Consider the following 12,775-nt stretch of genomic DNA (forward strand, 5'->3'; position numbering starts at 1 on the left):
GAAACTCTAGCATCGTAGAGTCTGGGAGAATGGGAGACATGAATCACCGTCCCTCACGCCGCGAATCGATCTGTGACGCCGCGCTCGAGCTCGCGGCCGAGGGCGGCAACCACGCCGTCACGCACCAGGCGATCGACAGGCGACTCGGGCTCGCGAAGGGGTCCACGTCGTACTACTTCCGGACCCGTGATGCGCTGGTGGGTGCTGCGGTCCGGCGCCTGTCCGAGCGGTCTCGGCAGGCCTTTGTGGAAGCGCACGCCGTCGACGTGGACCTGTCGGTCGACAGTGCCGCCGATCTGATTGCCGGCCAGGTCGGTCTCTTGCTGACCGATCGGCGCCGTGACGTCCTGGCGCGCTACGCGCTCGCCGTCGATGCCGCCGGCGACGAGGAGCTTCGACCTGCACTCGCTGGGTGTCTCTACTCGGTGGAGAAGGCGACGGGGTTGATGGACGCGCTCGGTGCGAGTGATCCGCGCATGGCGGCGCACGACCTGATCAGCCTGCTGGAGGGGCTGGTGTTCGACGCTCTGTACGGGTCTCGATCGGTGCTCGGCAGCGGATCGGCGTTGGGCGCCGATCGACTTCGGTCGACGGTCCGGTTGTGGCTGGCCGCGCTTGCCGAGTCCTGAAATGCAACCCGCTGTAGCCGGCACCCGATTTGGGCGCCGGTTACAGCGTCATGCGGCGAGTGGTCCTGCGCGATTGTGCGCCGGGATGGGCTTCTTGTAGGGGTCGACCGAACTCGGTGGGGTGAACCACGGATGTCGGTCGGGGCCGATCTCGACTTCCCAGTGCGAGTGGTGGAGTAGTCGGTGGTGGTAGCGGCACAGGAGTACGAGGTTGTCGAGGTCGGTGGGTCCGCCGTCTGCCCAGTGTTCTATATGGTGGCCTTCGCAGTGGGCGGGTGGTTCTCCGCAGCCGGGGAAGGCGCAGCCGTTGTCGCGGGCGGCGAGGGCTCGGCGTTGTTTCTTCGAGACGGTGCGGGTGGTGCGGCCGAGGTCGAGCGGTACCCCGTCCTTCATGACGATCGGGGTGAGGTCGCAGTCGCAGGCGATGCGGCGGGCGGTTGCGACGGTGAGCGGCCCCATCCACGGCATCCAGGCGACGTCCTTGTCTCCCACCATGTCCGCGTGATCGGCGGGCGTGCTGCTGCCTGTGTCGGCGTGGCCGTCAGCGTTCGGCTCGGTGCGTGCGAGGTCGCGTGCGTTCACGTGTAGTGACAGGTGCGGCCGTTCGCCGCCTTCGACAGGAGCTGCGCCGGAGTTGAGGTAGTGGCGCAGGATGTCGGTGAACGCTTCGGCGCGGCGTTGTCCGGGGGTGCGCATGCCGGCGGGGTCGTCGACCGGGTTCCTCGGCTTGGTGAGGGCCGATAGCGCGGTGAGGAGCATTTCGCCTGTGACCGAGTCGAAGTCGCCTTTGACGGCGACGCGCCCGTTCAAAGTTTTGGAGGCGTGGAATTCGTTGCGGTCGGTGTCTTCGCTGGCCGGCAGGTCGTCGGATTCGAAGATGCGCTCGAGTTTGGCGATGGTGCCGCGCAGGGTGTCGGTGGTGGCTGTGGGGCCGGTGGCGCAGTCGAGCAGCACGTTGCGGCAGGAGTCGAGTGCTTCGGCGGGCATGCCGCGGGGCGGGCGCTCGCAGAACTTCGCAATCAGGCTGGCGTGGTCGGCGGAGATGCGGCCTCCTTCGAAGGCGTCGGCGATCTCGGGTTGGCGTCGGAGGGCTTTACCGAGGGCGAGGATCCGGGCGGCGGCGGGTACTTCGAGGAGGGTCGTCGATGCGAGCCAGAGTTTGACGCTGCGGAACCCGAGTGTGTCGAACGAGACTGCGCGCTCGTCGATTTCGGCGACCGCGGCGACGCGGAGTGTTTCGAGTCGTTCGATCTCGCGGGAGATGTCGACCGCGGCGGCGAGGAGTTCGGATTCGGGGAGTCGGCGCACGTCCTTGACGTGCAGCGGTAAGGCTGCTGCGCCTGACTCGATGATTCCCCCCGGATTCATACTGAAAGTCTAGTTCGAACTGATGTTCGAGTCAATGGATTTCTCGTGCGTCAGACTTTCTGGTAGGGGCGACAGCGTCTCGGGGAACAGCCATCCGGCTCGGCCGAGCAGCGGAGCACGCTCGAGGAGCGTCGCCTGCGCAGCGAGAACGGGCAGCTGAAGTTGGCGTTGGCGGAGGCCGACGGTGCAACTGCGGATCTGTCAGCACAGCGCGAAGCTGGTCGATCAGGTCCTTTCCTGGGCCTCGAATCCCTGAGAGAGGCGTCCGGGCTGTCAGTTTCGAGGTTCGCACCACTCGCGCACATTCCCGAACGCACCTACCGACGCCGCCTCGCCCGCGCATCCCTGGGCCTTAGGATCGCGTGCATGGCTCTCGGTGCTGAACTGGTCGCACGCATCGAACGCGCGGTGGCCACCTACGGACCCGGGCGGCCCATTCCCTCCGGCGAGCTCCGGAACGGATTGAGTGCTCTGGGTCTCGTTCCCGACCCGGACTACGAGGAGTTCGTCGGCCGTTGGGGTGGCTGTTTCGTCGGTGTGCCCGTACACGCGTGGGACAACGCCTCGATCCTCGGGCGCGAGAGCAGCATCGAGTTGACCACCTGGGCGCGTGAGGCGTACGGAACCGTTGTCGACGGTGTCGTCATCGCCGACGACGGTTCCGGTAACCCGATCTGGATCGCTGCCGACGGAAGCGTTTGCCTCGTCGATCACGACAACGGTGGCGAAACAGTGGAACTCGCTCCCGATTTTCGAACTCTCCTCGCCGACAACGTCCACGATTGACCCGCCGAGGACGAATCGCGGATGCGACCCATCAGTACTGCGATGGCGACGACATCGGGTACTCCTGGCCTTCGAGGCGGAAGTCTGCGAAATCGAAGCCGGGAACGACGACGCAGCTGACGAGGCCGGCCTCGTCGTCGGCTGGGCGGGCCCGCTGCCATGTGCGTGGCGGCACCACGATCTGCGGGCTCTGCCCGGCCGCGATGTCCGGCCCGACGACGTGCGTGGTCACCGCGTCGGGTGTGTCACCGTCGCCGCCCAGCTCGAGGAGGATCGGGCTACCACGGTGGTACAGCCAGATCTCGCTGCCGCGCACACAGTGCCACGCCGACTGCTGTCCGGGCTCGAGCAGGAACAGGATCGCCGTCCCGGCGGAGCGTGCGCCGCCGTACATGTTCGGCAGCGCGACGCCCGGTAACTCGATATCGCTGCGCCACGTCTCGCGGTACCAGCCGCCTTCCGGATGGGGAACGAGGTCGAGCGAGCGTGCCCACGCGGGGAATTCGGTCACCAGACCATGATGAACCCAAAGTTCGCGGATCGCGAGCGAAGGTGCGCCAACGGTGGTGGAATGAGCCATGACCAATCCGAGCAGCGATTCGGCAGTCAACGTCGAGTCGGCAGTCATGGCGTTCATCTACGGTTTCGCTCCGGTGTTCAACCTGTCCCAAGTGCAACGATTCGTGACGACAGGGGTCGGGGCCAACGCGGCGGCCCCGTTCAATTCCTTCAGCCATGCGACGGATCTGGCGGGTCCCGAGGACACCTTCGTCTCGATCAACAACGACACCGTCTATTCGATGGCGCAACTCGATCTCGGTGTGGGGCCGCTCCTGCTGGACGTGCCCGACACGGCGGACGCGTACTTCGTCCTCCAGTTCGTCGATGCGTGGACCAACAACTTCGCGTACATCGGTAAGCGGGCGACCGGAACGCAGGCGGGAACCTACGTACTGGTTCCGCCGGGCTGGCCCGGCGAACTGCCGGCGGGTGCGACGCCCGTGCACTGCTCGACGCGCATCGTGTCGGTCGTCGGCCGGTGGGCGTGCGACGGACCCGGTGATCTGCCGCGGGTGCAGAAGCTGCAGGATCAGACTTCACTCAGCGCGATGACGTCCACCGATCCGGAGGGACTGCCGGAGCCGGATCCCGCAGTGCCGGAAGAGCTTCTGTTCTGGGAGAAGCTGCGGCTGTATCTGCAGGCTTTCCCGCCGGCACCGCGCGACCTGGCGCTGCAGCACGCCTTCGCGTCGCTGGGACTGCTCCAGACGGGACCGTCGCCCTACGTCGGCGCCGACCCGGCTCTCGCCCAGATCCTGATCGAGGGCGCCGCGCAGGGCCGCGCGAAGGTGGAGGACGCCTTGAAGTCGGGTGCCGGCGACGCCGTGGTGAACGGCTGGCACCAGACCTTCCACGTCTTCGACTACAACGACGACTTCTTCGAGATCGGGACGATCGACGCGCCGGAATGGCGAATCTCGGATCGTGCCAAGGCGATCGGGCTGCGTGCGGCGGCGGCGATGGGTGGGCTGTGGGGTAACCACGGGTACGAGGCTGCCTACAGTCCCATTTACACGGACTCCGACGGCGACCAGTTGACCGGCGACCACACCTACACGATCACCTTCGCGCCCACCCCGCCGGTGGAGGCGTTCTGGTCGATCACCATGTACAGCATGCCGAACTACTACCTGGTGGCGAACCCGTTGGAGCGGTACTCGATCGGTGATCGCACCGACGGCCTCGTCTACGGCGAGGACGGTTCACTCACGGTCACCCTGAGCGCGACCGAACCGGCCGACCCGACGGCGCGTGCGAATTGGCTTCCCACACCGACGGGTTCGTTCCGGCCGTTGCTGCGCATGTATATCCCCGACGAGGCAGTGCTCGACGGCAGCTACCGGATACCGCCGATCGTGAAGTCCGACCGCGGCTGACTCACCCCTTCAGGTATTGCGTCAGCTCCCGGGCCGCGGCGCGCCCCGCGCGATTGGCTCCGATCGTGGAGGCCGACGGCCCGTAGCCGACCAGGTGCACGCGGGGATCGGCTGCCACCTGCGTCGCGAGCCGGCCGGTCATCGTGATGCCGCCGCCGGGGCCGCGCAGGCGCAGCGGTGCCAGGTGGTCGAGCGAGGACCGAAAACCGGTGCACCACAGGATGACGTCGGCGCGTTGCTCGGAGCCGTCGGGCCAGCGCACGCCGGTCTCGGTGATCTCCGCGAACATCGGCAGTCGGTCCAGTACGCCGCGTTCGCGCGCGGCCCGGATCGCGGGTGTGACGGGCAGTCCGGTCACCGACACCGCCGATCCTGGCGGCAGTCCGCGGCGCACCCGTTCCTCGACGAGCGCTACTGCGGCCCTGCCGATCTCGGGCGTGAACGGTTCCTCGCGGAACTGTGGCTCCCGGCGGGTGACCCAGGTGGTGGTGGTGACGCAGGAGATCTCGTCGAGCAACTGCACCGCGGAGATGCCGCCGCCGACCACGATCACGTGCTGCCCCTCGAACTCGCGCGCCGACCGGTAGTCGCGGGTGTGCAACTGGCGTCCGGTGAACCGCTCGGCGCCGGTGACGGCGGGCACGAACGGACGCTCCCATGTGCCCGTCGCGTTGACGAGCCCGCGGGTCAGATAGGTGCCGTCGGGTGTCTCGACGGCCAGCCGCTCGCCGCGATCGCACACGACGGTGGCGTGCGTGGGGCGGTGGACGGGCAGCTCGAAGCGCTTCTCGTAGAGCCCGTAGTAGTGGGGGACGGCGTCGGCCGCCCGGACCGTGTCGGTGTCGGGCCCGAGGGTGTCCGCGAACGGCATCCCCGGGAGGTCGTGCACCCCGTTGACGGTCCGCAGCGTCAGCGACGGCCAGCGGAACTGCCACGCCCCGCCCGGTCCGGGCGCATGGTCGAGCACCACGAACTCCCGTTCGGGGGCGAGCCCGAAACGGCGCAGGTGGTACGCGGTGGACAGGCCCGCCTGCCCCGCCCCGATCACGACAACCTCGAGGTCGGTGTCCATCACGCTCCGATCTGTCATAGCCTGAATCTGCCGCAACGCCTCCGACGGGTCCGTTGTTCCATCGAACTCGGTGTGTCTGTGGATGCTGCGTGACAGGTACTGTTCGGAGCGCACCCGCCGGGGCCCGTCCACACGCGGACGGGGTCCCCGCACCCGAGAAAGCGAGTGGAGCCACATGATCGGGACCAGCCGTGACGGCCACGTAGTCACGCTCGAGCTACAGCGTCCGGATCGACGCAACGCCCTCAACTCCGAGTTGTGCATCGCGCTGCGCGAGGGCCTCGAGAAGGCGGTCGCGGAGGAGGCCCGGGTGGTGGTGCTCACCGGTCAGGGCACCGCGTTCTGTGCGGGTGCCGACCTGTCCGGCGACGTCTACGCCGAGGGATTCACCGACACGCTGCTCGAGATGCTGCACACCATCGACTCGATCCCGATCCCGGTGATCGCCGCGATCAACGGCCCCGCGATCGGGGCCGGTACCCAGCTCGCACTGGCGTCGGACCTGCGCGTGGTCGCGTCCGAGGCGCGCTTCGGGATCCCGGCGGCGAAGCTCGGGATCACGGTGGACAAGTGGACGGTGCGCCGGTTGGTGTCGCTCGTCGGCGGCGGACCGGCGCGGACCATGCTGCTCGGCGCCGAGATGCTCTCGGCGGAAGAGGCTTTCGCGCGCGGACTGGCGAACAAGATCGGTGACCTCGTCGCGGCGCAGGAGTGGGCGCGCACCATCGCGGAGCTCGCTCCGCTGTCGGTTCGGCACCTCAAGCTCGTTTTCAACGACGACGGGACCCGCGAGCCGCAGACCGAGGAGCAGCTCGCCGCGTTGTTCGCGGCCTGGGGCAGCGACGACGCGCAGGAGGCCCGCGCGGCCCGCGCGGAGAAGCGCGCACCGGAATTTCGGGGTAGGTAGAACCAGCGCAGGCAGGGGAGCGGAATGGTCATGATCGGCAGAGGTGTCCTGGTCGCGGCAGCGGCAGCGGCCGCGGGATGGGTGGCACGGGCCGCGTGGGGAGCGGTGCCGGCGCTGGGTGCGTCGCGAGCCGCGATCAAGCCGTATGCCGCGGCGTCACCGCGGTACCGGGACAGCCGGTTCCACAACTCCGATCCCAGTTCATCCCTGCCGGCGGGCTCCCAGTCCGGGCTCGCGAAGGCGTTCCTCACACGCGGAACCACGGGACGCCCGCGCCGGGAGATCCCGCTCGCGACGCCTCTCGCGCCGGCCGCCGCGGGCGAACTCGCGGTGACGTGGTTCGGGCACTCGAGTGTGCTCGTCGAGGTCGACGGTCGTCGTGTATTGGCGGACCCCGTATGGAGCGAACGGGTTTCGCCGTCGTCCGTCGTGGGCCCGGCGCGCATGCATCCGGTGCCGATGTCGTTGGCGGACCTGCCCGCGATCGACGCCGTGGTGATATCGCACGACCACTACGACCACCTGGACCAGGCCACCGTCACCGCCCTCGCCCGCACACAGGAGACCGTGTTCGTGGTTCCGCTCGGGGTCGGGGCGCACCTGCGGCGCTGGAACGTCCCGGACGAACGGATCGTCGAACTCGACTGGGACGAGCTGGCCGAGGTTGCGGGACTGACCCTCACCTGTACCGAGGCCCGGCACTTCTCCGGACGCGGGATCGCCCGCGACACGACGCTGTGGGCGTCCTGGGTGATCGCCGGGCCGCAGCGGAAGGTGTTCTTCGGCGGCGACTCGGGCTACACGCCGCGTTTCGCGGATCTGGGCCGCGCGTACGGGCCGTTCGACGTGACGCTGCTGCCGGTCGGCGCGTACGACGAGCGCTGGCCCGACATCCACATGAACCCGGAGGAGGCCGTGCGGACCCACCTCGACGTGGGCGGCGCGCTGCTGATCCCCATCCACTGGGCCACCTTCAATCTCGCCTTCCACCCGTGGGGGGAGCCGATCGCCCGCGTCGCGGATGCGGCCGCGGCGGCCGAAGTCACGATGGCGGTGCCCATGGTGGGGCAGCGCATCGACGCGCTCCGGCCGCCGACCCAGAAGACGTGGTGGGACGAACTGGGCTGACCCCGGCCCGGACGCGGGGCTACTTGCGGCGCAGGGCCGACACCAGCTTCCGGGTACCGCGCAGCAGTCCACCGTTGCAGATGTCGACGAAGGCCCGCGTCGCCTCGGGCGTGACGGCGCCCTGCGAGAGCATCGTCATCATCCGCGGCGGCAGCTCCTGCAGCGACCGTGCGAACAGCAGCGACAGCGGATCGTCCTCGTCGGTGGCCGGGATCATCGCCGCGACCTTCCGTCGCATCACCGTCGTCAGCAGTGTCGCCGCGGGGTGGCGGATGTCGGCGAGCGGGGTGTCGACGGTGTAGTGCCCGGGCGCGTCGACGACGTTGTCGGGCAGCGGGCGACCGTACAGTTCGGCGAACGCGTCGCGGTCGAACGCCGGTGACCCGTGATACCCGGCCGGGCCGGGTGCGAAGCCCGTGCGGTCCGACTCGAGCGTCACCGTCGCCGACGCCCGGATGTCGCGGGACGACGCTCCGACGCGGATCTCGAAATCGCCGGATTCGATCGACCAGTCGTCGACCGTCGTGTCCCAGAACGCGAATGCTCGGCGATCCAGTTGCACTGTGACGCGGCGTGATTCGCCCGGGACCAGGTGCACCTTGGTGAACCCGGCGAGTTCCTGATCGGGCCGGAAGACGGTGGACTCGACGTCCCGCACGTAAACCTGGACCACGTCGCTGCCCGGCCGGTCGCCGGTGTTGGTCACCCGGACGCTGACATCGAAGCGCTGCTCGGACGCGTCGTCGTTCTCCACTTCGATGATCTCGAGTTCGGTCCAGTCGAACGTCGTGTAGCTCAGTCCGTGGCCGAACGGGTAGCGGACGTCGACGTCGGCGGCGTCGTAGTAGCGGTACCCGACGTACACGCTCTCCCGATACTCCACCTGCGCCGGCCCCGCGGGCCACACGTGCACCGGGTTGTCGGTCACTCGCAGCGGGAACGTCTCGGCCAGTCGGCCGCCGGGCTCGGCGTCGCCGATCAGGACCCGGGCGACCGCGCTACCGGAGGCCTGTCCGCCGAGGTACCCCTCGAGGATCGCGGCGACGTCGTCGTGCCACGGCATCGTCACCGGGGCGCCGTTCGCGAGCACGACCACCACGCGCGGACAGGCCTCGGCGACCGCGGCGATCAGTGCGTCGTGACCGGCCGGCAGATCCAGGTTCGCGCGATCGACACCCTCGGTCTCGTAGCTGTCGGGCAGGCCCGCGAACACCACCGCGACGTCCGCCGCCCCGGCCACCCGGCGAGCCTCGTCGAGCAGCGCGGGTTCGGTGCGGCCCGAGCCGCGCACGTAGCCCGGCGCGTAGGACAGGCGGTCCGCGCCGACCTGCTCCGTCAGGTCGGTCCATGCGTCGTCGACGCGATGCGGGTTGATCCCGGAGCTACCGGCGCCCTGGTAGCGCGGCTGCTTGGCGAACTCGCCGATCACGGCGATGCGTTCGGTGGAGCCGATCGGCAGCACGCCGTCGTTCTTCAGCAGCACCGTGCCCGCCTGCGCCGCACGCCGCGCGAGGGTGTGGTGGGCCGCATGGTCGTAGCCCTTCTCTGCGGTGCGCGCCGGGACCGTGCGCTCGATCAGCCGCCGCACCGACTCGGCGGCCCGGTCGAGGGCGGCGGCACTCAGTTCGCCGGTGCGCACCGCCTCGAGCACCGCGTCGTCGCCGCGCCCGCCGTAGCCGGGCATCTCCAGATCCAGGCCCGCCTCGAGGCAGGTGGACCGCCGGGTCACCGCGCCCCAGTCGGAGACGACCAGACCGTCGAACCCCCAGGCGTCGCGCAGGACGTCGGTCAGCAGGAAGCGGTGCTCGGCGCAGTGGGTGCCGTTCACCCGGTTGTAGGCCGCCATCACCGTCGCCGGCCGGGCCGCGACGACGGCGTGCTCGAAGCTCGCCAGGTAGATCTCCCGCAGCGCGCGATCGTCGACGAGCGCGTCGACGCTGTAGCGGCGGAACTCCTGGTTGTTGACGGCGAAGTGCTTGAGGGAGGCGCCGACGCCGGTCGACTGCACGCCCCGGATCCAGGCCGCGGCCATCCGGGACGACAGGAACGGATCCTCCGAGAAGTACTCGAAGTTCCGCCCGCACAGCGCGCTGCGCTTGATGTTCGCGCCCGGGCCGAGCAGGACGCTGACGTCCTCGCTGCGGGCCTCGGCGCCGAGCGCGACACCCACCTCCTCGAGCAGTTCGACGTCCCACGTCGCCGCGAGGGCAGATGCGGTGGGAAAGCAGGTCGCCGGAACGGATTCCATGGCGTACCCGGCATCGGTGCGCTGCTTGCGGAGGCCGTGCGGCCCGTCGGTGAGCATGATGGCGGGAAGTCCCGTCCCAGCGGGAGCCTGGGTGTTCCAGAAGTCGGCACCCGATGTGAGGGATACCTGCTCGTGTGTCGTCATGTGACCAGCATGCCCGTGGCGCCTCACACAGCGGACTGTCTGTGGCAAACGGGACGGCTTGGAATAGCCTTCGTGTCATGGCAACGGACGACCCCACCGAAGGCGGCGCTGTCGGCACCCTCGAGACCGACCCCCGGCACATCGAGAACGGTCTCACGGCCGTCGAGGTGGCGACGCGGGTCGCGAACGGGCAGACCAACGACGTTCCCGACCGAGCGAGTCGCTCGGTCAAGGACATCATCCGCTCGAACGTGTTCACCCGGATCAACGCGATCCTCGGTGTCCTGTTGATCATCGTGCTGTCGACGGGCTCGATCGTGGACGGAATGTTCGGTCTGCTGATCGTCGCCAACAGCGGGATCGGCATCATCCAGGAGATTCGCGCCAAACGAACCCTCGATCAGCTGGCGATCGTGAGCCAGGCCAAGCCGATCGTGCGCCGCGACGGCACGGCCGCCGCTCTCGCCCCGCGCGATGTGGTGCTCGACGACATCGTCGAGCTCGGGCCCGGCGACCAGATCGTGGTCGACGGCGTCGTGGTCGAGGCGTCGGCGCTCGAGGTGGACGAGTCCATGCTCACCGGCGAGGCCGACCCGGTGCACAAGCCGAACGGTTCGCTTGTGCTGTCGGGCAGCTTCGTCGTCGCCGGCAGCGGCGCCTACCGCGCGACCAAGGTGGGCCGGGACGCGTACGCCGCGAAGCTCGCCGAGGAAGCCAGCAAGTTCACGCTGGTGCACTCCGAACTGCGTTCGGGTATCGACAAGATCCTCAAGTTCATCACCTACCTGATGATTCCGGCGGGTCTGCTCATCATCTACAACCAGCTGTTCTCGAGCGGTCAGGACATCGGTCCCGCCCTCAACGGCATGGTCGCGGCGCTCGTGCCGATGGTCCCCGAGGGACTCGTGCTGATGACCTCGATCGCGTTCGCGGTCGGTGTCGTCAGGCTGGGTCAGCGCCAGTGCCTCGTCCAGGAGTTACCGGCCATCGAGGGCCTGGCCCGGGTCGACGTCGTGTGCGCGGACAAGACCGGCACGCTCACCGAGAACGGTATGCGGCTGTCCGAGGTGCGCACCGCCCGATCCGACGACACCCAGGCGTCGCGCGCACTCGCGGCGATGGCGGCCGACGATCCGCGCCCCAACGCGAGCATGCTCGCGATCAAGGAGGCGCTCTCCGACGATCCGGGCTGGGAGCCCACCGCGGTGGCACCGTTCTCGTCGGCGAAGAAGTGGAGCGGGCAGTCCTACGGCAACAACGGCAACTGGCTGCTCGGCGCCCCCGACGTCCTGCTCGACCCCGACAGCGACATGGCCCGGCAGGCCGAGGAGATCGGCGCCCAGGGCCTGCGCGTGCTGCTGCTCGGCAGCAGTGACCGGGCCGTCGACGCTGCGGACGCGCCCGGCGTCGTCACCCCGCGCGCCCTCGTGGTTCTCGACCAGAAGGTGCGCCCCGACGCCCGCGAGACCCTCGAGTACTTCGCGAGCCAGAAGGTGGATGTCAAGGTCATCTCGGGCGACAACGCCGTGTCGGTCGGTGCCGTCGCGAGCTCGCTGGGACTGGCCGGCGGCGAGCAGGCAATCGATGCCCGGCAGCTGCCCGAGGACCAGGACGAGCTGGCCGACGTGCTCGACGAGTCCACCACCTTCGGTCGCGTGCGACCCGATCAGAAGCGCGCCATGGTCGGCGCGCTGCAGTCGCGCGGGCACACGGTCGCGATGACCGGCGACGGCGTCAACGACGTGCTCGCACTCAAGGACGCCGACATCGGAGTCGCGATGGGCTCGGGCAGTCCCGCGACCCGTGCCGTTGCGCAGATCGTGCTGTTGGACAACAAGTTCGCGACCCTGCCGTACGTCGTCGGTGAGGGCCGGCGGGTGATCGGCAACATCGAGCGCGTCTCGAATCTATTCCTGACCAAGACCGTGTACTCGGTGCTGCTGGCGTTCCTCATCGGCATCTCCGGCGTGGTGGCACAGATCTTCGGTTTCGATCCGCTGCCGTACCCGTTCCTGCCGCGGCACGTGACGATCGCGGCCTGGTTCACGATCGGTATCCCGGCATTCATCCTGTCGCTCGCACCCAACAACGAGCGCGCCCGCAGCGGGTTCGTCGGGCGGGTCATGCGGTTGGCGATCCCGTCCGGCGTCATCATCGGCGTCGCGACGTACGTGTCGTACCTGCTCGCCTACAAGGGCGTGAATGCCACCGAACAGGAGGTGGAGCAGGCCGGCACCACCGCTCTCATCACCCTCATCATGATCGCGCTGTGGGTGCTGGCCGTGGTCGCCCGCCCGTACACGTGGTGGAAGATCGTGCTGCTCGTGGGCTCGGTGCTCGGGTACGTCGTCCTGTTCGGATTCGATTTCACCCGCGAGTTCTTCAAGCTGGATCCCTCCAACGTGGCGGCCACGACCGGTGCGCTCGGGATCGGGCTGGTCGGTGTCGTGTTGGTCGAGATCGCCTGGTGGGTGACCGGCCGGATCCACGGTGAGCACCGGCGCCTGTTCGCGTCGAGCGACGATCTTCCCGGCGTGCACGCAGCGTGATCGGAGG

10 protein-coding genes are annotated in these 12,775 nt (G+C 68.8%); 6 read left to right on the forward strand and 4 right to left on the reverse strand.

Going from position 1 to position 12,775, the window contains the following annotated elements:
• Nucleotides 1-38: 38 nt before the first annotated feature.
• Nucleotides 39-629: a TetR/AcrR family transcriptional regulator gene (locus HUN07_RS06255; RefSeq protein ID WP_174914490.1), complete on the forward strand. Its 591-nt coding sequence runs from the start codon at nt 39-41 to the stop codon at nt 627-629.
• Between the two features lie 48 nt (nt 630-677).
• On the opposite strand, the gene HUN07_RS06260 is transcribed toward HUN07_RS06255, so the two are convergent.
• Nucleotides 678-1,997 carry an HNH endonuclease signature motif containing protein gene (locus HUN07_RS06260; protein ID WP_174908571.1) on the reverse strand — a complete coding sequence of 440 codons (1,320 nt, stop codon included), beginning with the start codon at nt 1,995-1,997 and terminating at the stop codon, nt 678-680.
• A gap of 366 nt (nt 1,998-2,363) precedes the next feature.
• Between HUN07_RS06260 and HUN07_RS06265 the strand changes: the two genes are divergently transcribed.
• On the forward strand, nt 2,364-2,783 hold the full coding sequence (locus HUN07_RS06265; protein WP_174908572.1) for an SMI1/KNR4 family protein: 420 nt from the start codon (nt 2,364-2,366) through the stop codon (nt 2,781-2,783).
• Nucleotides 2,784-2,814: 31 nt separating this feature from the next.
• Here HUN07_RS06265 and HUN07_RS06270 read toward each other — a convergent pair whose 3' ends face one another.
• On the reverse strand, nt 2,815-3,294 hold the full coding sequence (locus HUN07_RS06270) for a cupin domain-containing protein (protein ID WP_174908574.1): 480 nt from the start codon (nt 3,292-3,294) through the stop codon (nt 2,815-2,817).
• A 67-nt stretch (nt 3,295-3,361) separates the two neighbouring features.
• Between HUN07_RS06270 and HUN07_RS06275 the strand changes: the two genes are divergently transcribed.
• Nucleotides 3,362-4,720, forward strand: a complete 1,359-nt coding sequence (locus tag HUN07_RS06275) for a DUF1254 domain-containing protein (RefSeq protein ID WP_174908576.1) — start codon at nt 3,362-3,364, stop codon at nt 4,718-4,720.
• Between the two features lies 1 nt (nt 4,721).
• Here the strand turns inward: HUN07_RS06275 and HUN07_RS06280 are convergent, their stop codons facing one another.
• On the reverse strand, nt 4,722-5,792 hold the full coding sequence (locus HUN07_RS06280) for an NAD(P)-binding domain-containing protein (protein WP_174914492.1): 1,071 nt from the start codon (nt 5,790-5,792) through the stop codon (nt 4,722-4,724).
• 175 nt (nt 5,793-5,967) lie between these two features.
• Here HUN07_RS06280 and HUN07_RS06285 point away from each other — a divergent pair, with 175 nt between their 5' ends.
• A complete protein-coding gene (locus tag HUN07_RS06285; protein ID WP_114722979.1) occupies nt 5,968-6,699 on the forward strand; it encodes an enoyl-CoA hydratase in 732 nt (243 codons plus the stop codon).
• Nucleotides 6,700-6,729: 30 nt separating this feature from the next.
• Nucleotides 6,730-7,827, forward strand: a complete 1,098-nt coding sequence (locus tag HUN07_RS06290; RefSeq protein WP_174908578.1) for an MBL fold metallo-hydrolase — start codon at nt 6,730-6,732, stop codon at nt 7,825-7,827.
• A gap of 19 nt (nt 7,828-7,846) precedes the next feature.
• On the opposite strand, the gene HUN07_RS06295 is transcribed toward HUN07_RS06290, so the two are convergent.
• On the reverse strand, nt 7,847-10,219 hold the full coding sequence (locus HUN07_RS06295; RefSeq protein WP_174908580.1) for a glycoside hydrolase family 3 C-terminal domain-containing protein: 2,373 nt from the start codon (nt 10,217-10,219) through the stop codon (nt 7,847-7,849).
• Between the two features lie 77 nt (nt 10,220-10,296).
• On the opposite strand from HUN07_RS06295, the gene HUN07_RS06300 reads away from it, so the two are divergent.
• Nucleotides 10,297-12,768, forward strand: coding sequence for an HAD-IC family P-type ATPase (locus HUN07_RS06300; protein ID WP_174908582.1), 2,472 nt, complete (start codon nt 10,297-10,299; stop codon nt 12,766-12,768).
• Nucleotides 12,769-12,775: the final 7 nt, after the last annotated feature.

This window comes from Rhodococcus sp. W8901, assembly GCF_013348805.1.
Taxonomy (GTDB): domain Bacteria; phylum Actinomycetota; class Actinomycetes; order Mycobacteriales; family Mycobacteriaceae; genus Prescottella.